The 22,188-nt window shown below is 66.9% G+C and carries 17 protein-coding genes; 12 read left to right on the plus strand and 5 right to left on the minus strand.

What is annotated here, in order from left to right:
* The first annotated feature begins 116 nt into the window (after window positions 1-116).
* From lysS to IPM18_04620, 4 genes are all read left to right on the plus strand, one after another.
* Window positions 117-1,583, plus strand: a complete 1,467-nt coding sequence (gene lysS / locus IPM18_04605; GenBank protein MBK9118871.1) for a lysine--tRNA ligase — start codon at window positions 117-119, stop codon at window positions 1,581-1,583.
* Between the two features lie 289 nt (window positions 1,584-1,872).
* Window positions 1,873-3,837, plus strand: a complete 1,965-nt coding sequence (locus tag IPM18_04610) for an ABC-F family ATP-binding cassette domain-containing protein (GenBank protein MBK9118872.1) — start codon at window positions 1,873-1,875, stop codon at window positions 3,835-3,837.
* An 82-nt stretch (window positions 3,838-3,919) separates the two neighbouring features.
* Entirely contained in the window at window positions 3,920-4,519 is a 600-nt protein-coding gene (locus IPM18_04615) for a sigma-70 family RNA polymerase sigma factor (GenBank protein MBK9118873.1), read from the plus strand.
* A complete protein-coding gene (locus tag IPM18_04620) occupies window positions 4,509-5,816 on the plus strand; it encodes a serine/threonine protein kinase (GenBank protein MBK9118874.1) in 1,308 nt (435 codons plus the stop codon). Before IPM18_04615 ends, IPM18_04620 begins: the two co-directional genes overlap by 11 nt.
* On the opposite strand, the gene IPM18_04625 is transcribed toward IPM18_04620, so the two are convergent.
* The 3 genes from IPM18_04625 to mfd form a co-directional block, all read right to left on the minus strand.
* Complete coding sequence (locus IPM18_04625) at window positions 5,813-7,270, minus strand: SGNH/GDSL hydrolase family protein (protein MBK9118875.1); 1,458 nt, start codon at window positions 7,268-7,270, stop codon at window positions 5,813-5,815. The genes IPM18_04620 and IPM18_04625 overlap by 4 nt on opposite strands.
* A 21-nt stretch (window positions 7,271-7,291) precedes the next feature.
* Complete coding sequence (locus IPM18_04630; protein MBK9118876.1) at window positions 7,292-7,621, minus strand: hypothetical protein; 330 nt, start codon at window positions 7,619-7,621, stop codon at window positions 7,292-7,294.
* 219 nt (window positions 7,622-7,840) lie between these two features.
* Window positions 7,841-11,146 (minus strand): transcription-repair coupling factor, encoded by a 3,306-nt coding sequence (gene mfd, locus IPM18_04635; protein ID MBK9118877.1) that lies wholly within the window; start codon window positions 11,144-11,146, stop codon window positions 7,841-7,843.
* A gap of 206 nt (window positions 11,147-11,352) precedes the next feature.
* On the opposite strand from mfd, the gene IPM18_04640 reads away from it, so the two are divergent.
* The 6 genes from IPM18_04640 to IPM18_04665 all read left to right on the plus strand — a co-directional run bounded on the left by IPM18_04640 (window position 11,353) and on the right by IPM18_04665 (window position 16,124).
* Window positions 11,353-11,679, plus strand: coding sequence for a HypC/HybG/HupF family hydrogenase formation chaperone (locus IPM18_04640; protein MBK9118878.1), 327 nt, complete (start codon window positions 11,353-11,355; stop codon window positions 11,677-11,679).
* Window positions 11,676-12,800, plus strand: coding sequence for a hydrogenase formation protein HypD (gene hypD, locus IPM18_04645; GenBank protein ID MBK9118879.1), 1,125 nt, complete (start codon window positions 11,676-11,678; stop codon window positions 12,798-12,800). Before IPM18_04640 ends, hypD begins: the two co-directional genes overlap by 4 nt.
* On the plus strand, window positions 12,797-13,894 hold the full coding sequence (gene hypE, locus IPM18_04650) for a hydrogenase expression/formation protein HypE (GenBank protein MBK9118880.1): 1,098 nt from the start codon (window positions 12,797-12,799) through the stop codon (window positions 13,892-13,894). The genes hypD and hypE overlap by 4 nt, the downstream gene beginning before the upstream one ends.
* 35 nt (window positions 13,895-13,929) lie before the next feature.
* Window positions 13,930-14,301, plus strand: a complete 372-nt coding sequence (locus IPM18_04655; protein MBK9118881.1) for a hydrogenase maturation nickel metallochaperone HypA — start codon at window positions 13,930-13,932, stop codon at window positions 14,299-14,301.
* On the plus strand, window positions 14,298-14,945 hold the full coding sequence (hypB, locus tag IPM18_04660; GenBank protein ID MBK9118882.1) for a hydrogenase nickel incorporation protein HypB: 648 nt from the start codon (window positions 14,298-14,300) through the stop codon (window positions 14,943-14,945). The genes IPM18_04655 and hypB overlap by 4 nt, the downstream gene beginning before the upstream one ends.
* Window positions 14,946-15,053: 108 nt before the next feature.
* On the plus strand, window positions 15,054-16,124 hold the full coding sequence (locus IPM18_04665; GenBank protein ID MBK9118883.1) for a deoxyhypusine synthase family protein: 1,071 nt from the start codon (window positions 15,054-15,056) through the stop codon (window positions 16,122-16,124).
* A gap of 116 nt (window positions 16,125-16,240) precedes the next feature.
* Here the strand turns inward: IPM18_04665 and IPM18_04670 are convergent, their stop codons facing one another.
* Window positions 16,241-17,164, minus strand: coding sequence for a phosphoribosylaminoimidazolesuccinocarboxamide synthase (locus IPM18_04670; protein ID MBK9118884.1), 924 nt, complete (start codon window positions 17,162-17,164; stop codon window positions 16,241-16,243).
* The gene (locus IPM18_04675; GenBank protein MBK9118885.1) at window positions 17,161-18,210 is read right to left on the minus strand and encodes a hypothetical protein; all 1,050 of its coding nucleotides are present in this window, start codon (window positions 18,208-18,210) and stop codon (window positions 17,161-17,163) included. Before IPM18_04675 ends, IPM18_04670 begins: the two co-directional genes overlap by 4 nt.
* A gap of 44 nt (window positions 18,211-18,254) precedes the next feature.
* Here IPM18_04675 and IPM18_04680 point away from each other — a divergent pair, with 44 nt between their 5' ends.
* Window positions 18,255-19,292 carry a hypothetical protein gene (locus IPM18_04680; protein MBK9118886.1) on the plus strand — a complete coding sequence of 346 codons (1,038 nt, stop codon included), beginning with the start codon at window positions 18,255-18,257 and terminating at the stop codon, window positions 19,290-19,292.
* Complete coding sequence (locus IPM18_04685) at window positions 19,292-22,183, plus strand: DUF4091 domain-containing protein (GenBank protein MBK9118887.1); 2,892 nt, start codon at window positions 19,292-19,294, stop codon at window positions 22,181-22,183. Before IPM18_04680 ends, IPM18_04685 begins: the two co-directional genes overlap by 1 nt.
* The last annotated feature ends 5 nt before the right edge of the window (window positions 22,184-22,188 follow it).

The following is a 22,188-nucleotide window of genomic DNA, read 5'->3' on the forward strand; positions in this document are numbered from 1 at the left end:
AGGCACGGTAGCCCGGCCGCCGAAGCCCGTCAACGACCCCCGGAGCCGTGGCGGCGCCGCTCACCAGCCCAGTGACCCGCCCGGTCCCCGTAGCCGAATCCGCTATACTGGCCCCCATGAGTGACCAGATTGCCGATCGCCGTATCAAGCTCGAGAAGCTCCGAGCCCTCGGAATCGACCCTTTTGGCGGCCGTTTCCCGGACACACAGCCCCTGGCCGCCGTGCGGGCCGCGGGTGAACGGCTCGACCTCGGCCCCGGGGAAACTGCGGAGGGCGATGCCGCGCGTTTCCACACCGCCGGTCGCGTGGCGCTCTACCGCGAGTTCGGCAGTCTCATCTTCCTTACCATTCGCGACCAGACCGGCGAACTCCAGTTCGCACTAAGCAAAAAGGTGCTTGCGGAAGGCACCGGCTGGCAGGTCGCCAAGCTGCTTGACCTCGGCGACATTGTCGGCGCCGCGGGCCGCATCGGCCGCACCAAGACAGGTGAACTGACGCTCTGGGCGGACGAATGCGTACTGCTCAGCAAGGCCCTGCGACCACCGCCGGAAAAGCGTCTCGGGCTGACCGACATTGAGGCCCGCTACCGGCGGCGCTACGTCGACTTGTTCAGCAATCCGGAATCGCGCGCGGTTTTCGTGCAACGGGCCCGCATCATTGCGCATGCGCGCACGGTCCTGCAGCGTCGCGGCTTCATCGAGGTCGATACGCCGGTGCTCCAGCCGCTGTATGGGGGGGCGGCCGCGCGGCCGTTTCTCACCCACCACAACACGCTCGAAATGCAGCTCTACCTGCGCATCTCGCCGGAGCTGTACCTGAAGCGCTGCCTGGTAGGCGGCCTTGATCGGGTGTACGAGTTCGCGCGCTGTTTCCGGAACGAGGGCATCAGTCCGCGCCACAATCCCGAGTTCACGATGCTCGAACTGTACCAGGCGTACGGTGACTACCACGACATGATGGACATCACCGAGGAAATCGTGGCCGGAGCGGCACACGCCCTGCACGGTACGTATCGCCTGCCTTACGGGGACCAGACGCTCGACCTGACACCGCCCTGGGCGCGCTGCAAATACGCCGACCTCTACCGCACGCACGTCGGTTTGCCGATCGAGGATGTGGCCGCGGCTCGCGGCCGCGCGCGGGAGCTGAGCATCGAGGAGCACAAGCTGGATGATGCGCTCGTGGTGAATGCGCTCTTCGAGCACTACGCTGAACCGCACCTGGTGCAGCCGACGTTCGTGGTCGACTACCCGGCACCGCTCTGCCCGCTGACGCGGCGCGACCCGTCCGATCCGCGGATCGCCTTGCGGTTCGAGGCGTACCTGAATCGCATGGAGCTGGGCAACGCGTATACCGAGCTGAACGATCCCGACGTCCAGCGTGAGACGTTCAGTCAGCAGCTCCGTGGCGAGGAGGGCGAGACGATGGCGGTGATGGACGAGGACTTCGTGGAAGCGCTCGAGCACGGCATGCCGCCCGCGGGCGGATTGGGAATCGGCATCGACCGGATCTGCATGCTGCTGACGAACAGCGCCAGCATTCGCGACGTGATCCTGTTCCCGCTGCAGCGGCCGCAGGCCTGAGACCGATCGGCAAAGGTTGACGGTATGATGGCTCAAGTCGTTTGCGGACGGAACTTGGAGAGGACACCGATGGGTCCGCCGATCCGACCGCTTTCGCGCGCTGCAGGGCTTACCCCGGTCGCGACTGCCGGGTTGGTGCCGCCGCGGAGGACCCGATCGCCCCGGCCTGCCCGGCGGAACAAGAGGCCGTACCCATGATTTGATCCCCAACCTGATCGGCCACGCCGAGTTCGCGAGCCGACTACGCCTCAGACGCTGTCCGTTCAACCCCAGCGCATTGCAGCCCCCTATGGCCGCTATTCGTCTTCAAAACGTTACCAAGCAGTTCGGTCCCCGCATCGTGCTCGACGATGTGTCGCTGGAGTTGCACCCTGGTCAGATTGCCGCCCTGGTTGGCGCCAATGGCGCCGGCAAGACCACCATCTTCCGCCTCATCGCCCGGCAGTTCCCGCCCGACATGGGCACAGTCACCATCGCCCGCGGGCTCGAGGTCGGCTACCTCACCCAGGAGCCCGACCTCGACGAGACCCTGACGCTGCGTGGGGCGGTCACCGCCGCCTTTGGCGAGCTCGGCGCCCTGGAGCGGCGTGTCCACGAACTCTCGGACCGCATCGCGGCCGAACACGACGCCCCCCACGCGGCGGAGTTGCTGGCCGAGTACGACCGTGTGCACGCACGTTTTGAAGCCGCCGGCGGTTACACCTTCGAGCAACGCCTGAACGAGGTGCTCGGCGGACTCGGCTTTCTGCTCAGCGACTATGACCTGCCGCTGTCGGCCCTTTCCGGCGGGCAGAAGTGCCGGGCCGCGCTCGGCCGCCTGCTCCTGCAGGACGCGACGTTCCTGCTGCTCGATGAGCCCACCAACCACCTCGACATCGACGCCATCCGCTGGCTGGAGAAGTTCCTCGCCGGTCATCACGGCGGTGCGGTGATCATCTCGCACGATCGCTACCTCCTCGACCGCGTCGCGGAGCGCACCGTCGAAGTCATCGCCGCACCCGCTGGTGGACAATTACGGAGCTACACCGGCAACTACACCCAGTTTCTCGAAACCCGGGCCCTCGAACGACTCACGCAGGAGCGTCAATACGAGAAGGACAAGGCCTTCCTCGACAAAGAGCGCGGCTACATCCGCAAGTACATGGCCGGGCAGCGCTCGCGGCAGGCACAGGGGCGGCTGAAGAAGCTCGAGACCCGCCTCGGCAAGGGCGAGTTCACGCTCGACAAGCCCGGCGAGACGCATCGGACGCGCTTCCAGTTCGCACGCGTCGATACGTCCGCCCAGAAAGGCAAGGAGCTGGTTGGCGCAGTCGGTCTCGCCAAGCGCTATGGCGACAAGCAGCTCTTCGCGGGGCTCGACCTATCCGTCCGCACCGGACAACGCCTGGGTATTACCGGGCCGAACGGAACCGGCAAAAGCACACTGCTCAAGATCCTGCTCCGCCTCGTGTCGCCGGATTCCGGTGAGGTGCATGTCTCCACCACGGTCCAGGTGGGCTATTTCGCCCAGGATGTGCGCGACCTGCACCTCGACCGCACCATCGTCGAAGAACTGTGCGCCGTCCGCAGTGATTTTCTCGAGCGGGACGCACGCCACTACGCGGCGCGCTTCCTCTTTACCGACGAAGCCCCATTCAAGCGGATCGGCGACCTTTCCGGCGGGGAGCAGTCGCGCGTCCGTTTCATGAAGCTCATCCTCCGACAGCCCGACGTGCTCATCCTCGACGAGCCCACCAACCACCTCGACATCCCCTCGCGCGAAGTGCTCGAAGAAGCGCTCGACGAATTCCCCGGCACGGTCATCGCGGTCAGTCACGACCGCTACTTTCTCGACCGCGTCGTCGAGCGCCTGCTGGTGATTCGGCCTGAGGGCTGCCGCTACGTCAACGGGAACTACTCCGATTACATTGCGCTCGTCGAGAGCGAACGCGCCGCGGTCGAGGCCGCTGCGCAGGCCGCCGCCGAGGAGGAGCGCCGCCGACAGAAGCGGGTGAATCCCGTGCGCTCCGCCGGCGCGGGCTCCAAACCACCTCCATCCCGCTACCGGCGCATGCCGCTGGCCGAGCTCGAGACCTTCATCGCCGACCAGGAACGCCGCATCACGGCCCTGCACGAACGCTTCAACGATCCACAGGTCTACTCCGACGCCGCGAAGGTGGCGGAGTTGCAGGGCGAGCTTGACACCCTCCGAGCCGAGTTGGCGGAGGCCGAAGCTGCGTGGGTCGAAAAGGCCGACGAAGCGGGCAGCGCGTAGGGCCAGTCCTACGCAGTCTGGCTGGCGAACAGAGGTTTCCGACCAGCCCGGCGGTGGCGTAAGATCAATACGGAGGTGCGCCATGCCCCAGCCCGATCCCGTACAGCGCGCCAGCACCGAAACCCTGCTCGCGCAGGTCTATGACGACCTGCGTGCCGTCGCGGCGGCATACTTCCGGCGTCAACCCCCCGGATTCACACTGCGCCCCACCGAAATGGTGAATGAGGCCTGCTTGAACCTCATTCAGCATGCGCAGCTCCAGTGGGACAGTCCCGAGCACTTCCGCGCGATCGCCAGCCGCAAGATCTGGCAGGTGCTCGTCGACCATCTGCGCATCCGCAACGCGCGCAAACGCGGTGGCACCCCGCGGCGCAGCGCCCCGCAGGAACCGGGGGTACCCGCCGAAGGAGACGCCTGGCACCGCATTCCGCTCGAAGCGGTCTCGGTGGAATGGGAGTCCGGCAACGTCGATCTGCTTGACCTCGCCGAAGCGCTGGAGGCGCTCCAATCCGAAAGCCAGCGGCTTGCCGATATCGTCAAGCTGCACTGGTTCGGCGGCCTCACGCACGCCGAAACCGCCCGCGTACTCAGTGTCAGCGCCAGCACCGTCGAGAAGGACTATCGTTACGCCCTCGCTTGGTTGAACCGCCAACTGACCGGGGCCCCCTCCGATGCCGACTGAGTTTCACCGTCGCGCCCGGCTGCTCCTCGAACAGGTCGCCGCCCTGCCCGTCGAACAGCGCGAACCCTTCCTCGCCACGCAACCGGACGATCCGGCAATCCTTGCCGAAGTCCGTTCGCTCCTGCCCCATTTCGAACTGATGCGCGATTTCCGCCCACAACACCCCCAAGGCACGGGTTGGCAGGTGCCCGGCACCACCACCTGCGATCGAATTCACTCCGGCGCCGCCCGCGATCTCACGGCCGCTGAGGAACGTGCCCCACCTTTCACCATCGACCGGTATACCGTGCTCGAGATTCTCGGCCGTGGTGGTATGGGCGTCGTCTACCGGGCCGTCCACCCCACCCTCCACCGCCAGGTCGCGATCAAGATCCTGCGCCGCGGCCTTCTGAACCCCGAAACCCGGCACCGCTTCAAGTTTGAGGAGGAAGTCCTTCGTCAACTCCAGCACCCCAACATCGCGCGCTTCGTCCACGGTGGCCTCGGCCGCATGCTCCCCACCCGCACACCCGATGAGCAGGATGACTGGCGGCCATTCTTCGTCATGGAGTTCATCGCGGGCCGACCACTGACACGCTTCGCTCGCGAGCATCGTCTGGATACGCGCGCCCGTCTCCGCCTGCTGACCAAGGTGTGCGACGCGGTCGAATACGCGCACCACCGCGGGATCATCCACCGCGATTTGAAGCCCGACAACATTCTCGTGCAGCCCGACGGTGAACCCAAGGTGCTCGACTTCGGCATTGCCCACATTCCCGCCCTCGATTCTCACCTGACCGTCGACCGCGAGGGGTGCTTCGCCGGAACCATCGCCTACGCCAGCCCGGAGCAACTCGCCGGGCGCCTGGCCGCAGTGGCCCCCCCTTCGGACGTCTTCACCCTCGGACTGATCGCGATTGAGCTCCTGACCCATCGGCGGCCGCAGCGCGCTCCCGGCAGTGTGACCTTCGACGTGAGCGCCGTGGCGCTGAGCGACGCGGCCGGGCACCCCGACCCCCGCACACCGGAGTTTCGCTACTGGCTGGCCGCGATTCTCGGGACGGCCGTGCGCAGCACCCTCGGGCAGCCGTACCAGTCAGCCGGCGAACTCGGCATGGACCTGGCCCGGCTGCTCGACGCGTATCCTGCCCTGACTGGCTGGCAACGTTGGAAGGCGCGGGTCGCGAGCTGGTTTCAGCCGCCTCCCACCCCCGAGGAAATCGCCACACGTCGTCCCCTTCGGGCTGTGTTGCGCAAGCGCATCGCCATGGGGCTGGCCACCGGAACACCCACCTCGAAACCGCCGTCCAACGATTAGCGCGCCAGTACGCCGATCTCGCGCAGGCCGGTTACCACGCGTTCAGCGTAACGCGCAGCGCCGGCCGGGTTGGGATGCCCGACCGAAGCATACATACAAAACACAGCGCCGCTCACCACACCCGGTTCCACACAACGCCGCCCCCGCAGATCCCGCAACGGATCTTCCGGCACCAGCCGGAAGCCCAGGTCGAACCGCCCCGAAAAAATGGCGTCCTCCTGCAAGCTCCACAGCCAGCGGTCCGGAGTAAACACTGCCCGATCGGCCGGGAAGGCGGGGTCGGCAAAGGTGATGCGAGCAGCGGGCTGGTCCGCACGCACCCGTTCGACCGCGGCCGCGAGGTGGGCGCGTGCAGCCGCATCGAATAGCTGTGAATTCCGGATCAGCGCGGCGAGGAACTGACTGTCGCTCTCGGGTGCCACCTCACCATCGAGCGCCTGTTCCCACGTCCGCAGTGCAGCCAGATCGCTGTACTCCGTGATGATGCGGTAGTAACCCGTCACGGCGATGGCGGCTTGCGGGAGTCGCGTCTGGACGCGCTGCAGCAGCAGGAACATCGCCTCTTCGCAGGCGAGCGCGGTAATCTCTTTCAGGATCTCCGGCGGGATGGTTGGGTCGAGAATCACATCCAGCCCCACATCATTGATGCAGCCGTCCAGCAGGACCAGCTCCACGATCTCGGGCGACTGGATCAGCTCGACCTGGGAGAATACGGAGGTCCACGCCGTCGGTACCTCGCCATTGCAGTTGACGGTGCAGATCCCCTCATCCGGGCGTGGCAGAATCGTCGCCCCGGAATGGGCATAGCGCTGCGTCACAACACGTCGTCCGGTCTCCCTTTCCAGCGTTGCCGCAACGCGCGCCGAAATCTTGTCACGCTCATGCAAACCGTTCCCCCATTGGATCGAGTCCCCCACCACGGCGAGATAGAAGAACTCCGGTGCCAGTTCGAGCGTCGCCAGGCCGAGCGGAGCCCCCCCCGTATCCGTTGCGGTATACAGCTCGAGCCGTGTGCGTCCTCCCAGCCACTCAGCCGGTAGGCGCACTCCAATACGCTGCCCTCCGCGTCCGGACCCGCCGGGCCAGAAGCCGGCGCCCGCCGCTGGAATGGCGCCCGGGTCTGGGGCCGCAGACAGCGAACGCACCGTGCCCGCCAGCGGGTCGACCAGCCGCACACGCAGGGGACTGTCGCCTTTCGCCACGGTCATTTCGAACTCGGCGACGAGAACCGTCCCGGTCGCAGTGGTGACACTCCGTAAGTCCATCGGCCGAAAGACCCTTTCGAACCCACGCACCGCCGGTTGCACCAATCCCTCGGTCCCGACAATGACCACCGGTTCGGGAGCCGGCGCCGCAAGTTCCTGTGGGGTACAGCCCCCCAGCAGCAGGCCTAGGCCAGCCGCAGTGTAAAGCACGCACATACCGCGACAGATCGGGAGAAGCCACGCCCGCACGACCGGCTCCGGCTGGTTGCCTCAGTCGAGAATCTCAAGCACCGCCTGCACTTCGACCGTGCGCCCGATGCGGCAGGTGACTTCAAGGTCGGAGCGCGGCGCTAATACCAGTCGCGAGCGCACCCCGGGCACGAGGATTCGATCAAAATCGGCATTGACCACATTCAGCCCCTGAAAGAGGTGATAGGTAACGCCGTTGTCCCCCAGCCATGTCACGCACGGCCCGCCACGCTCTACAATGACCGTGGTGCCACTCGTAATGAACGGTTCTCCGCGCACGAAAATGTCATCCAGACGTGGGAGATCGATGCAGCCGGCCGCAACCGGGAGCAGTCCGGCGCACAGTGCCATGAGCGCCCACGCAGACCGCCGCGCTGTGCCGCCGCATCGAGACGTTCTCTCAGGGGTCACCACCCACCCACCGCTCCCGCATGCTCGCATCGCCGTTCCTCCTTGAGATCTTCGCCCGTTGTCGACGCAGACCCGCTCCGGTCCGGTACGTCGGCGCACGGCTTCACAATCTAGCGCGTCCCTGGTGCCCCGGCAATGGCACGGGGCTGCGGAACCGCTTCAACGCACCAGCACCGGACGTTCCTGGAGCTGCGCGCGTAGCGTCTCCAACAGCGCGTTCCCCTCCAGCAGGCGCTTGGGCAGACGCCAGTGAATCGTCTGGGGATCGGGCATGCGCGGCGAACCGGGTCCCTCGGAGAACAGCGGCTGCACCTTCTGCAGATCGTCGATGGAGAAAATAAGGTCCGGCGGATCAAGCACGATCGAGCGCACACCCCACTGCCCGGCCAGCGCGCGAATTTCACCCAGCCGTAACAGCGTTTCAACGGCTTCCGGCAACGGCCCGAACGCGTCGCGCAGGTCCGATCGCAGCACTTCGATCTCGGCGAGCGTACGGCACTGCGTGATGCGCTTGTAGACCTCCATGCGTTGCCGATCCGAGCGGATGTACGCCCGCGGAATCGTGGCGGAGATCCCCAGATCGAGATTGACGGGGCGGTAGTCCCGCGGCGGCTCATTCTTCAGCTTACGCACGGACTGTTCGAGGAGCTGGCAGTACATCTCGTATCCCACGGCCTCAATATGGCCGGATTGCTCCGACCCGAGAATGTTGCCGGCGCCACGAATCTCGAGGTCGCGCATTGCGATCTGAAAGCCCGCACCGAGGTCGCTGTAGTGCTCCAGCGCCTTCAGCCGCCGCGCGGCGGTGTCATGGACCGGATGTTTCGGGGAAAGCAGGCAATAGCAGTAGGCGCGATGCCGCGAGCGTCCGACGCGGCCGCGCAGCTGATGCAGCTCCGCCAGGCCGAAGCGTTCGCCGCGGTTCACGAAGATCGTGTTCGCGGAGGGGATGTCGAGGCCGCTTTCGATGATGTTTGTAGAAACGAGCACGTCCGCTTCACGCCGCAGGAAGGCGAGCATCACCTCCTCGAGCTCGCCGCCGGCCATCTGGCCATGCCCCACGACGAACCGCGCCTCCGGTACAAGCGTCCGCAGCCGGTTCGCGACCATGTGGATGTCACGGACGAAGTTGTGGACGAAGTAGACCTGCCCGTCGCGGTCGAGTTCCCGCAGAATCGCCGCACGAATCAGCCCGTCATCCCACATCCGTACCTGGGTGACAATCGCGCGTCGATCAACCGGCGCCGTCGCCAGTGAGGAGATGTCACGAATACCCAGCAAGGACATGTGCAGCGTGCGCGGAATGGGTGTCGCAGTGAGGGTCAGCAGCTCCACCGTCGCCCGCAACTGCTTGAGCCGCTCTTTCGCTTCCACGCCGAAGCGCTGCTCCTCGTCGATGATCACCAGACCAAGATCGGCGAAGCGTACATCCGCCGACAGCAGCCGGTGCGTTCCGATCAGGATGTCCACCTGCCCCTGCCGCGCCCGCTCGACAATCTGCCGCTGCTCACCCTTGCTCCGGAATCGCGAAAGTACTTCGACCGCGAACGGGTAGTCCGCCATTCGGTCGCGAAAAGTCTGGTAGTGCTGCTCCGCGAGCACTGTCGTCGGCACCAGCACGGCCACCTGGCGTCCGTACTCCACCACTTTGAACGCCGCCCGCATCGCCACTTCCGTCTTGCCGTAACCCACGTCGCCGCACAGTAGCCGGTCCATCGGCCGCGGCCGCGTCAGATCGTGCTTGATCTCCTCGATCGCGCGCAATTGATCCGGTGTCTCGGTGTAGGGAAATGCGCCGTCGAACTCGCGCTGCCAACCGGTATCACGCGGATACGCCACCCCCGCTTCCATGGCGCGCCGCGCCTGGATCGCCAACAGTTCCGCCGCCATGTCCGTAACGGCTTCAGCCACACGCTCCTTCGTCCGCTTCCAGGTGCTCCCGCCGATCTTGCTCAGTCGCGGGCGCCCCCGGAACGTCCCGATGTATTTCTGGATCAGGTAAATCTGGCTGACGGGAACGTGCACGACGGCCTCGTCGGCGAACTCGATCGCGAGATACTCGCCGGTCTGCCCCTCCTTCTGCAGCGATTTCAAGCCGAGAAAGCGCCCGATCCCGTGCAGCACATGAACAACGTGATCGCCGGCCGCAAGATCAAAGAAACTGTCGATCGGCCGGGCGGGCGCGACGCGCCGCAGCGTTCGCCGCTGCCGGAAGCGGTGAAACAGCTCGTGGTGCGGGACGTAGGCCGTCCGACCCCAGAGAAAGCCCCGGTGCACAACACCGATGGCCGCGCGCACGCGATCCAGCGCCCCAGGCGGCGTCGCGAGTGGGCTTGCGGCCTCAGCGCCGACGCCCGGCGCCTCGGCCGGTACCGCCGGCGTGCCGCGTTCTTGTGAAAGCAGTTCCTCGAAGCGCTGCGCTTCCGGAGCATTCTCACACAACACGATTACATCACACTCGTCCGAAAGCCCACGCAGGGTCTGAAAGGCCTCGGCACTCCGCGCTTCAAACTGCGGCAGACTCGCTACATCGAACTGCACGGCCGGCGCGGCTCCCCCCTGGAAGCGGTGCAGGTGGAGACCTGTAAAGGCGTTCGCGGCGCGCAGGACCGCCTCGGCGGGGATGATCCCGGCCCGCTCGCCCAGCCGCTGGAGGTACGTGCGCCCCAATTCCTGGATCTCACTCGGTTCCTGCAGTGCAATCAGGGTATCGGGTGGCAGTAGCGCCATGAAACTGGTCGTGGTCTTGCCGACGGCGGCCTCGGCCTTGGTAAACGACAGCGCGGGCAGGCAGATTTCGTCGAGTGGCTGGGAGGAGCGCTGCGTCCCCGGATCGAAAAGGCGGATCGAGTCGACCTCATTGCCGAAGAACTCGATGCGCACCGGGTTCATATGCGCGCTGGAGTACACGTCGAGAATCCCGCCGCGACGCGCGAAGTCGCCCGCCACCTCGACCGCATCGCACGCTCGGAAGCCGTGCTCTGTCAGCCAGTTGGCAACGACCTCCGGCTCATGCTCCGCCCCCACCGCAAGCTTGAATGACCGTGCCTCGAGCGCTTCCGGCGACGGCACCGGCTGCATCAGCGCCATGATCGGCGCCACGATGCGAACCGGCTCCCCCTGCCCCCGCCGCGCTTCCGCCATCAGCAGGCACAAGCGCAACCGCTCACCCGTCAGTTCTTCATCGGCCGCTGCCCCTTGTCCTGTATGCGTCTCCAACTGCGGCAGCAGCTCCGGCGTTGCGCCGATCGCGGTCTCCACATCGTCACGCAGATCATCCGCCTCGTCGGCGTGGGCCGTAATCAGCAGCAGGGGCCGGCGCAGCGCCTCGGCTGCCAGCGCCGCCAGCACGGGCGCAGAACTACCCCACAGCCCTTCGGCCGCCACGGGGCCCGGACCGGCCCGTAGCAACCGGAGTAGCTCGGAGAATGGGGCGTCTTCGCGGATGGGGGCGAACACATCCACGCGGACATTGTAGCAACCCACCCTGCTCGCGCAGCGAGCCAGGAACAGCCCGTGCACACGCTCACAGCGCCAGTAACCAGAATACGCCTTTCTTTCCCGGCTTTCCCACCCGCGAACCACACGGCAGCATGGTATACTGGCAAGTGGTCCTCGGGCGGACAACCCGGCGAGTCCGGCACCCCGCCCCCCCTGTCAGGAGAGTTGCCATGTGTCTGGCCGTGCCCGCGCGAGTCGTAGCGTGCGAGGGTGAGGACGCGGTGGTCGACCTGCTCGGCAATCGACTCCTCATCAGCCGCGTGATGACCCCTACGGCCGGGGTGGGTTCGTGGGTCCTTGTCCACGCCGGCTTCTCAATCACCGAACTGGACGAGGAAGCCGCCCGCGAAACGTGGGACTACCTGCATGCTGCCTTCGGTGAAGATGGCGCACTCGCCGAAGAGTTCAATCCCACCCTCGGCGAAACGCATGGCGCAGCGCCCGTACTGGCCGATCGTCTGCGGCCACCTGCGCCCCGGCGGGACGGCACACCGTGACCGCCTCCAGCGCGTCGCTGCGGGACGAGATCCATACACTCGCCGAGCAACTGGACCGGCGTGTCGGGGTGATGGAAGTCTGCGGAACCCACACCGTCTCGATCTTCCGCACCGGCTTGCGCACCATGCTACCACCACAGGTTCGCCTGATCAGTGGTCCGGGCTGCCCCGTGTGTGTCACCGCGCAACGGCACATCGACGCCGCCCTCGACCTCGCCGCGCAGCCGGGCATCACCCTGGCCACCTATGGCGATATGTTGCGCGTTCCGGGTCGCAAGGGCTCCCTCGAACGCCTGCGCGCCGCGGGCGCCGATGTCCGCATTGTCAACTCGGCCCGCACGGCACTCGAACTCGCGCTGGCACTGCCCGACCGGCAAGTCGTCTTCCTCGCGGTCGGCTTCGAGACCACCGCGCCGGCCACAGCGGCCACGGTACGGGCAGCGGCCGGACGGGAGATCGGCAACTTCTCTGTTCTGAGCTTCCACAAGTTGATCGTGCCGGCGATGCTGGCGCTGCTCGCGGAGGAACAGCGGAGTGCAGGCGGACAAGCGGCATCGACGAACGGTGGCCTGGCCGGTTTCCTTGCACCAGGGCACGTCAGCGTCATCATCGGCGCGGCGGCCTATGCACCGGTCTGTGCGCAGTACCACCGGCCGGTTGTCGTCACCGGCTTTGAGCCCCCGACGGTGCTGGCTGGCCTGGCCGCGGTGTTGCGGCAGCTCGTGGCGAACCGCGCGGAGGTCGAGAACGCCTACTCGGTCGCGGTCACCGCGGCCGGCAATACCGTCGCGCGCGCGCTGCTCCAGGAAGTGTTCACCGCCGAGGACACCCCGTGGCGCGCCCTTGGCACCATCCCGCAAAGCGGGCTCGGGCTCGGTGCTGCCTGGCGGCGTTTCGATGCCTTGGAGCGGTTCGGCCTGACGCTGGGCACGGATGAAGAGCACCCGTTATGCCGCTGCGGCGAGGTCATCACCGGCCGGGTCGAGCCACCCGAGTGCCCGGCCTTTAGCGAACGGTGCCATCCGCTCGATCCCCTCGGGCCCTGCATGGTGAGCAGCGAAGGGACCTGCGCCGCCTGGTACAAGTATCATCGCGTGGGCGGCGTGAGGGCGACCTCGTGAAAGGCGGGGCGGGCACCACGGATCCGTATGACCGCATCGTCGTGGCCCACGGGGGCGGGGGCGAACTGACGGCCCGCCTGCTCCAGCGCCATGTGCTCCCGCCGCTGGCGAATGCACTCCTCGACCGCCTTGAGGACAGTGCGGCAATCTCACCTCCGCCCGCGGCGGCCGGGCAGGAACTGGTGTTCACCACGGACTCCTACGTGGTCACGCCGATCGAATTTCCCGGTGGCGACATCGGCCGGCTCGCGGTGGCCGGCACGGTGAATGACCTTGCCGTCATGGGTGCGACCCCACAGGCGCTGAGTCTCGGGCTGATCCTCGAAGAAGGGCTGCCGCTCACCACGCTCGACCGGATCATGGCGAGCATCGCGGCAACCGCGCGCGAAGCCGGCGTACAGGTCGTTACCGGCGATACCAAGGTCATCGAGCGCCGCTTCCGGAATATCGAATCCAGTAGCGCGGCGGCCGACGACGACCAGCCCCCGGGCACTACGGCCGGACTGCTGATCAACACCGCCGGAATCGGCTGGCGGCCGACAGACGTCCACCCCATGGCGAGCCGCGTGCAACCGGGCGACCGCATTCTGATCAACGGACCCATCGCGGAGCACGGCCTCGCCATCATGTCGGTGCGCGCCGGGCTGGAATTCACCTCGCCGCTGCGCAGCGACGTGGCGCCGCTGCACGCGATCCTTGCGGCGGCCTTCGCGACCGGCGGGGTGCGCTTCGCACGCGACGCGACCCGCGGCGGTCTCGCGGGCGTGCTGGCGGACCTGTGTGCGGCGAGCGGCTGGAACGTCGAGGTTGACGAGGCCCGGATTCCGCTGACGCCGGCCGCGCGCCATGCGGCCGAGTTGCTCGGGTTGGATCCGCTGACCGTCGCGAACGAAGGCAAATGCGTCGTCGTGGTCGCACCGGACGCCGCCGCCGCGGTGCTCGACGCCTGGCGCGCGCTGCCGCGCGGGCGAAACGCGGCCGACATCGGCCGCCTGACGGACATGCAACCCCCACTCGCCGAGCTCATCACGCGGGCCGGCGGGCGGCGCATCATCCAGCGACCCTACGGCGAAGAACTGCCGCGCATCTGCTAAATCGCAGTACGGCGCGCGGCGCGGAGCAGGACCAGGTGCACGAAGTCACGATTGCCATGCAGGTGTTGGCGCAGGTGCTGGCACTGGCGGCGCGTGAGCGGCTCCTACATATCGCCGAAATCGAACTGGTGTGCGGCGCGCGGCGGCAGATTGTGCCCGCGGCGCTCCAGACCGCGTTCGAGGTCGTAAGCGAGAACACCGTGGCGGCCGCGGCGCGGCTGATTCTGCACGAAGAGCCGCTGCGAGCACGTTGCAACGGCTGCGCCACGGAGTTCGCCCCGGAAATCGACGACTACCTGTGCCGCACATGCGGCGCGGCGGATGTGACGTTCGTCGCCGGCGACGATATCGTGCTGGCAGCGGTCGTCGCGGATCAGGCCACGGCGGGCGACGGGAGCAGCGCGTGAAGATCCAGGTGGTGGAGAGTGTGCTGAAAGCCGATGCCGCCGCAGCGGCGAACAACCGGGCGCGCTTTACCGCGGCAGGTGTCCTGGCGGTGAACGTGATGAGCGCGCCAGGCAGCGGCAAAACGACGTTGCTGCAGCAAACGCTTACAGCGCTGGGACCGGCACGGTGTGCCGTGTTGGTGGGTGACCTGCAAACCACGCGCGACGCAGAGCGGCTCGGTGTCACAGGCAGCGCCGTCACGCAGATCAACACGGGCCGCGGGTGTCACCTGTCTCCGGCGCAGGTCGCCGCCGGACTCGACACTTTGACACTTGCCGGCATCGAGTATGTCTTCATCGAGAACGTCGGGAACATGGTTTGTCCCGCGGCGCACGACCTCGGCGAGCAGCGGCGCGCGGTACTGCTGAGTGTGCCCGAGGGTGATGACAAAGTCGCGAAGTACCCGACACTCTTCCAACCCGCCGACGTGATCCTGCTCACCAAGACCGATCTGCTCAGCGTGGTGGAGTTCAACCGGGCGATCGTGCTCGCAGACCTCGCCCGGATCAATACACACGCTCCGCTCATCGAGTGCGCACCGAAATCCGGGGCGGGCCTCGCACCGTGGCTGACGTGGCTGCGCGCCGCGCGTGCCGCGATATGACTGGACGCCAACAGCGGGGTCGGATACACCACCCCTGAAGGCCGCGCTACCCTGCGCCCCAGCGCGGCGGACCGGCCCGACCGCACCAGGCCCACAGGAGTACGACGCATGCCCACGCATGAGGAGCACGATAAGTCGCGCGGGAACGACCGCCTTTCCGATGGTTGGTCGCACCAGTTCAAACCACTCAACCCGATCGACGTCACCCAGACCGCCACCGCCTCCGAACTGCTCGCCGCCATGAGCCGGACCGCCTTCAGCGGCCGCAGTCTCGGTGAGGCGGCTGACATCCTGGTTGAAATGGCCAAGGATCCGGACTGCTTCGTCGTACTGACGCTGTCGGGCGCCATGACCATTGCCAAGCAGGGCCTGCTGATCACCGAGATGATCGACCAGGGCCTCGTGCATGCCGTGGTGAGCACCGGCGCGCTGATGTGCCACGGGCTGATCGAGCAGAGCGGACACACACACTTCCGCCACGATCCGCACTGGTCGGATGAGCAGCTTTATGACGCGGGCTATTGCCGGGTATACGACACGCTCGAACTGGAGGCGAACCTCGAAGAGGCCGCCGTCATCATGCAGCATGTGCTCGAACAGTTGCCCCCGGGGACCCCGGTCGGCAGTCACGAATTGAATTGGCGCATCGGCGATTATGTGCGTCAGCAGCACCAGGGGCGCGGCATCCTGCAGTCGGCCGCGGCCAAACAGGTCCCGGTCTACGTGCCGGGTTTCACGGATAGCGAATTGGGGCTGGACGTCTACGTTCACAATCAGATCGCGGCGGAGCACGGTCGGCCGCCCGTGCAGATCGACCTCCTGCGGGACATCCACGACTACTACGCGCGGTGCTGTGCCGCGAAGCGCCTGGGGATCGTGACGATCGGCGGCGGCGTGCCGCGCAACTGGGCACAACAGGTCGGCCCACTCGGTGAAATCCTGGATCGCCGCACGGCGGGGAAGTTTGGCGCATTTCTGCGATTCCAGTACGCGATTCGCATCTGCCCGGAGCCGGTCCATTGGGGCGGGCTGTCGGGCTGTACCTATTCCGAAGGCGTGTCGTGGGGCAAGTTCGTCTCGGAGAAAGAGGGCGGTCGGCACGCAGAGGTTTACGCCGACGCGACGCTGGTGTGGCCGCTGCTCCTGCGCGGCGTGCTGGAGCGGCTGGGCCGCGTGTAGACTACAACGCGCGGGAAGCGGGGCCGGCATACAGGGCCGGCCACCCCATGGTTCCCTCCTCGCCATCCAACCGCGCTTGACACCTGGCAGCGCCAACCGTCGTGGTCGGCCGGACCTCAGGCCGTCAGGCGACGATAAGCATCCTCGTACGCGGCCTGCAGCTTCGCGATCACGTCCGGCGGCAGTGGGGGCGGGGGTGGCTGCTTGTTCCAGGCAAGGGTTTCGAGGTAATCGCGCAGCACCTGCTTGTCGAAGCTGGTCTGATCGACCCCGACTTCGTAGCGGTCGGTCGGCCAGAAACGTGATGAATCCGGAGTGAGCACCTCATCCGCAAGCAGCAATTCGCCATTGAAGAGTCCGAATTCAAACTTGGTATCCGCCAGCAGCAGGCCGCGGGCGGCGGCGTAATCGGCGGCCTGGCGGTAGATCGCGAGCGAGCGGTCACGGACCTGCGCAAGCAGCTCGCGGGCACCACCGGGTCGGCTGCGCTTCTGAGTAAGAAAGGAATCGAGGATCTCCTCCGCCTGCGCCCAGGTGACCGCTTCGTCGTGGCCCACCGTGGCCTTGGTCGTCGGCGTGAAGATGGGCTCCGGGAGCTGTTCGCTCTTGCGAAGACCGGGCGGCAGCTCGATTCCGCAGATGGTGCCCCGCTGCTGGTACTCCTTCCAGCCACTGCCCGCGATGTAGCCCCGGACGATGCACTCGATGGGAAGAATCTCGACACGTTTGACCACCATGGCCCGGCCACGAAGTTGTGCGACATACGGTTCGTAGGACGCGGGGACACGCTCGTCGGAGACGACGTATTCGAGGTGGTGCGGTTGGCAAGCCGACAAAGTCTCGAGCCAGAAGCGGCTAAGCTCCGTCAGGAGGATGCCCTTACCGGGGACGGGCTGATCCATGACAACGTCGAAAGCGGAGACGCGATCGGTCGCGACGATCATGAGTTTGCCGCCGAGGTTGTAAACGTCCCGAACCTTTCCGCGGTTGGCGAGCTCGGGGAGATCGGTCTTGTGCAACGGGGTCGATGTCGACGTCATCGCGGGGGCTCCTGGTGTGCGCCCGGGCCGGGCGCTGGGGGTTCCTCGGAGGGTGGCGCCGGATCGGCCTCGGGGGCCGAGTCCATGTCGGAGGGTTCGAGCTCAGAAGGATCGACCGCGTCGCCTGTGTCGTCCGGCAGCGGGGCGGCCGGTGCGGATTGGGTTGCGGCCGCAGCCAGTTCAGCGGCAACGGCAGCGGCGGGATCGTCCTGGGACATAACGGGGTGGGGCGCTTCGGTATAACCAGGCAGCGCGAGCAGATGCGCGGCGAGGCGGCTGAGTTCGGTGCGCAGTGCGCGCAGGCGAACGCGCTCTGCGCGATCTACCTCCAAGGCAGGATCCCAGCGCAGTTGTGTGGCGATCAGGGCCACTGCACGAGTCGTGTCGGCCACCAACGCACGCGTTTCTGGACGCAACGTACGATAGTCCTCGTGCTGCGCGGCCCATTCGGCGACAGTTCGGCCGGCGTGCCGGCGGTTCAACCGCGCTTCGAGCTCGGCGGCTACCAGCCGCCCCAGCGCGGGGCGCTCGTAGGGGGTCGTGTAAGTAATGCGAAAAACGGCCCCGCTGCCAACCGCGGTGAGGCGGGTATGTGCCAGCCACTCATCCAGGGACCGGCTCTGCAATTCGAGCGCAGTCTGTTCAAGGCGCAGGAGGACGTCCGGGGGCGCGTTCAGCACGGCCTTCTGCAGCGCTCGCAGGGCGGCCAGTGGGTCGTCATCCGCGGACAATTCGACGGCTTCGCGCAGCATCTGCGTGTAACGGAGGGACACGTCGGCCGCGCGTCGCGCGGGTGCCGGGGCGGGGCGGGGGGCTTCCGGCAATTGGCCTGGTTCAATGCGCACGATGCGAGCGCGCGGAAAACTGCGAATCAGCGCGCCAGAGCCATCCGGCAGGCGCACACGGAAGTAAATGTGTGTATCCGTCTGTCGAACCACCTCGCCGGAGTGGCGGGAACCGTCGCGCAGGTGCAGAATATCGGCATGCAGAGACGCCGCGATACCCAGTACCAGGACGACGGCCACGGAGCGCATCAGCACCTTCATGAGACACCAGCCGGACTTGCCACCCCACCCCTTATTATAAACGCATGACGCGATCCCACAATCCACCCACCGGACAGGGGCCCGTGCGCGTCGGTCTGATCGCCGACGGCGACGGCGCGGAGCGCCTGCGCGCTGCGGTCACGGAGTGCGTCCTGCTGCACCCGCTGGGGCAGGCCCGCGTGCCCATCGACCAACGGCTGCCCGCGGTACCGAGCTACGACGACCCGCGCATTCTGCTGGCCGAGAGCAACCTGGAAGCAGTGCTGCTGGCAACCTCCACTCGCGAGGACCTTACCCTGGCCGACCTGGCGGCTGAGCAGGGCCTGCACGTGTGGCGACTGCCGCCCGTGGGGCGCTCGTTCGCCGAAGCGACCGAATGCCTGACGCGCGTGCGGCAGCTTGACACGTTGTATCGCGTCGCATCGTGGTGGGAATACGTAGTCGATCACGTCTGGCACGAGGTGGCCTGGCCGGAAAATTTCGAACCGCGGCTGTCGGAGGTATCCGCCAGCGCGCCTGGTCCGGCAATTACCTCGTGGCGGGCGGGACTGGGCGAAAGTGCGGGCGGGGCGCTGGTGGATTGCGCCTACGCCCCATTGGAGGCCTTGATCGCGGTACGCGGGCTACCGGAGACGGCTGTCGGTGCGGTCGGGCACTATCGCAGCCCACTCGGCAGCTTGCCACGCGAGGCCGAGGACACGGCAATCGCGATCTTGCGCTACAGCCACGGTGGCATGGCCGTGGTGAGGGCCACCTGGGATCTGCCGCCGAACGAGCAGCGCACCGTGCATCATGGCCCTGGGGCGACGGCCACGCTGACACCCGACGAGGTCCAACTGGTGGATCCAGCCGGAACCGCCTTCGATCGCCGCCCGCTGCCAGGGGATTTCCTGGCGCACGAACTGCTGCGGTTTGCCGAAATGGTGCGCGCGCACACCCGCGATCGGGCACTGGCGCCCCTGGACCGACACCTGGCGGTGAGTGCCCTGCTGGATGCGATCTATCTTTCTGCCCGCACCGGGCATCCCGAGTCGCCCCGCAAGCTCTACGAGGTACAGAAGTGGCCCGAGCCCCGTCATTGATGAGCGCGCGGGTTGCACGGGCCCTTGGAGCCGGCGACCGTTCGTGCTCTGCACAGGTTCGCATCCTGCGAGCGCTGGTCGCAATGGTCCTCTTCGGAGTCGGCGGCTGCGTTGGGCCGGGGCCACGGGGTGTGACCTGTTGGCTTGTCGATGGTGGCGAGGAGCTCACGCTTAGCACGCCACCGCAACCGGAGAACGAGATCTTCTCCGCCAGCGCGGGCGAATTGCGACTCACGGCGGCACTGAATGAGATCCTCGGTGTGCAACTGGCCCTGCGCACGAACGCGCCACCCGCGGGCCCGTTCGATGTCCGCGTCAGCGATCTCATCAGCATCAGTGGGCGGCTGCCAGCCAACCGTACCTGGCGACTTTATCGTGCACAACTCACACGGATCGAGCAATTCCGCAACTGGTATCCGGTGCATACGGGTCAACCGGCGCTTCCAACACTGGTCCCGGACGTGCTCGTCCCGTGGAATGCCCCGCGCGGCGGCGGTCCGGTCGTGCTCACCGAACCGCGGAATGAACTGGTGTGGCTCGACCTGCGTGTGCCGCCGACGGCTACGCCGGGAGACTACCGCGGCCGGCTGGAGGTCGTGGCGACCGGTGATGGCACGGTTGTATTCCAGTGTGAAGTGCGGCTCGAGGTGCTGCCCGTCCTGTTGCCGAGCACGCGCAGTCTGCCGGTAGTATGCCGGATCGATCCGCGCGATCTGCTGACGCGACAACTGGGCTGGCCACGAACCTCCGCCGAGGATACGCGCATCCTGCCCGAGTTGCCGTTACACGAACCGGCGCGGCGCCTCGTGGATGCGACCATGGCGCTGTTCCAGGAGCACCGCACCAATCCGGTTCTGTGGGCGTCATTCCCGCGTTTCCGCCTGTTGGACGAGCGACGCGTCGAGGTGCGCTGGGCCGAATATGACGCGCTCGTGGAGGGCTGGCTCACCGGTCGGGCATTCGAGGACCGTGTGCCATTGGACGTGTGGCCGGTGCCGGCCAGCAGCGCGCACCCGGCCGCAGAACGTTTCGACGGACTCGACAGCCCGCGCTACGCGCGCGTGCTGTCCGCGTACCTGGCCGAATGCGAGCGACACTTCGCGAACCGCAGATGGCCCGCACGACTGCTCTTCCGCCCGCTGCCGCCGACCGTTCTATCGCTGGAGACGGTCGCGCGCGTGCGGCGCTTCGGCGGCATTCAGCAGCAGAGCGAGACGCAGCTGCCACTCGTGGCGCACCTGCCGGCGCGGTCGCTGCGCGGGCTCGGGTGGCACGAAGCACCGGCGATCGACGTGGAGGGGGTGAGCATCTGGGCGCCACCGGCGAACTGGTATGAACCCGAAGCCGTCCAAGCCGAACGCAACCTCGGTCGGGAGGGCTGGCTGCTACCGGCGTGGCCGCCTTACAGCCCCACGACCGAGGTCGGCTCGGTGGCCAACGACCCGCGCGTGCTTGCGTGGCAGGCGTACCGCTACGGTTGCGAAGGCATCTGGCTGGAGCACGCCGCGGAGTTCGAGGGTCGCAGCGGCCCCGCGACGGCCCTGGAACCCTGGCGTGGTGGGGCACTCGTGTACCCCGGCGCGGATTACGGCCTGCGTGAGACCCCGGTGCCATCGGTCCGCTTGAAGCGGCTGCGTCGTGGCTTGCAGGACTACGAGCTATTACGGCTGTTAGAGGAAAACGGGAAACCGCTCCTTGCACAAACGCTCGCAGGACACGTGCAGCGCTGGGCCTTCACGGACGCGTGCCTGGACAACCTCAGCACGACGCGCGACAGCGGGTGGCCACGGGAAACCTGGGTGCTGGGTCTCGCACGGCGGCTGATGCTGGCTGAACTGGCGGGCACCTTCACGCCGGACCCCGCGACCCGGCAGCGGCAGATTCAGAATCTCGCGCAATGGAGCGCGTTGATGAGCCGCGCCGAGCAGGTACGCGTCCGCATCGACGGAGTGCGACTACACACGCAAGCGGGAGCCCTGCGGGCGACCGCCCTCGCGAGCGTGCTTAACCTGACAAACCGGCCGTGGGAGGCCCGCTGGACATTGTCATCAGCGCCACCCGGCTGGCGTATCACCGAGGAGCTGCGCACAGCAGTGGAACCGGGGGGACGACGAGCGGTACCCATTCCGCTCGAGCTGACGGCGTTTCCCTACCACGTCGACGGGGTCTACCCCTGCGAGTTCACACTGGAATCGGCAGCACTCGGCCAATTGCGTGTGCCGGCGCGGCTCGCGGTCGCCACCGCCCAGGCCGTCACGGACCCGCCGCACATCGATGGACAACTCTCCGACTGGCCACTGGGGACCAGCAACACGCTCGGCGACTTCCGCCTGACACGGCCGAGTGAGCCCAACAGCGCGTCGCGCGCCGCTCGTCCAACCCTGCCCACGCAGGCCTTCTTCGCATTTGATGCGGATCACCTCTACATTGCCGTGCGGTGCGCTTTGCGGCCGGGCGAGCCGCCGCTCTGGCGCGCGGACAATCGGATCGAACTCGATGGCACCACACCTTGGGGCCAGGACGTGGTGGAGATCCTGCTGGATCCACGCGGGGTGGCGACCGGCACAAGCGGCGATGTGTACTGTCTCCAATTGAAGCCGAGCGGCCTGCTGCTCGCGACACGCGGCTGCCGCACGGAGCCACCGATGGGCCGGGCTGAATTCTGGCCGACCGGAGCGCGAGCGGCGGTTGCGATCGAGCGCGACGCCTGGATCGTGGAGCTCGCGTTGCCATTCGAGGCCTTCGGACCCGCCGGACGCCGCGCGCAGCTTTGGGGGGCCAACGTCACGCGTCTCGATGCGCGGCGCGGAGAATATTCGACGTGGTCGGGCACCCAGGGCAACGTGTACTCACCCGCCACTCTCGGCAACCTGATCCTGCCATCGCCCTAGTCACA

The sequence above is a fragment of the Phycisphaerales bacterium genome, from assembly GCA_016716475.1.
In the GTDB taxonomy this organism is placed as follows: Bacteria; Planctomycetota; Phycisphaerae; order UBA1845; family Fen-1342; genus JADJWG01.

Coding starts and splice junctions, on each gene's coding strand:
- lysS (MBK9118871.1), top strand. CDS start 117: ATGAGTGACCAGATTGCCGATCGCCGTATCAAGCTCGAGAAGCTCCGA.
- IPM18_04610 (MBK9118872.1), top strand. CDS start 1,873: ATGGCCGCTATTCGTCTTCAAAACGTTACCAAGCAGTTCGGTCCCCGC.
- IPM18_04615 (MBK9118873.1), top strand. CDS start 3,920: ATGCCCCAGCCCGATCCCGTACAGCGCGCCAGCACCGAAACCCTGCTC.
- IPM18_04620 (MBK9118874.1), top strand. CDS start 4,509: ATGCCGACTGAGTTTCACCGTCGCGCCCGGCTGCTCCTCGAACAGGTC.
- IPM18_04630 (MBK9118876.1), bottom strand. CDS start 7,621: ATGGCACTGTGCGCCGGACTGCTCCCGGTTGCGGCCGGCTGCATCGAT.
- IPM18_04640 (MBK9118878.1), top strand. CDS start 11,353: ATGTGTCTGGCCGTGCCCGCGCGAGTCGTAGCGTGCGAGGGTGAGGAC.
- IPM18_04665 (MBK9118883.1), top strand. CDS start 15,054: ATGCCCACGCATGAGGAGCACGATAAGTCGCGCGGGAACGACCGCCTT.
- IPM18_04670 (MBK9118884.1), bottom strand. CDS start 17,164: ATGACGTCGACATCGACCCCGTTGCACAAGACCGATCTCCCCGAGCTC.
- IPM18_04675 (MBK9118885.1), bottom strand. CDS start 18,210: ATGAAGGTGCTGATGCGCTCCGTGGCCGTCGTCCTGGTACTGGGTATC.
- IPM18_04680 (MBK9118886.1), top strand. CDS start 18,255: ATGACGCGATCCCACAATCCACCCACCGGACAGGGGCCCGTGCGCGTC.
- IPM18_04685 (MBK9118887.1), top strand. CDS start 19,292: ATGAGCGCGCGGGTTGCACGGGCCCTTGGAGCCGGCGACCGTTCGTGC.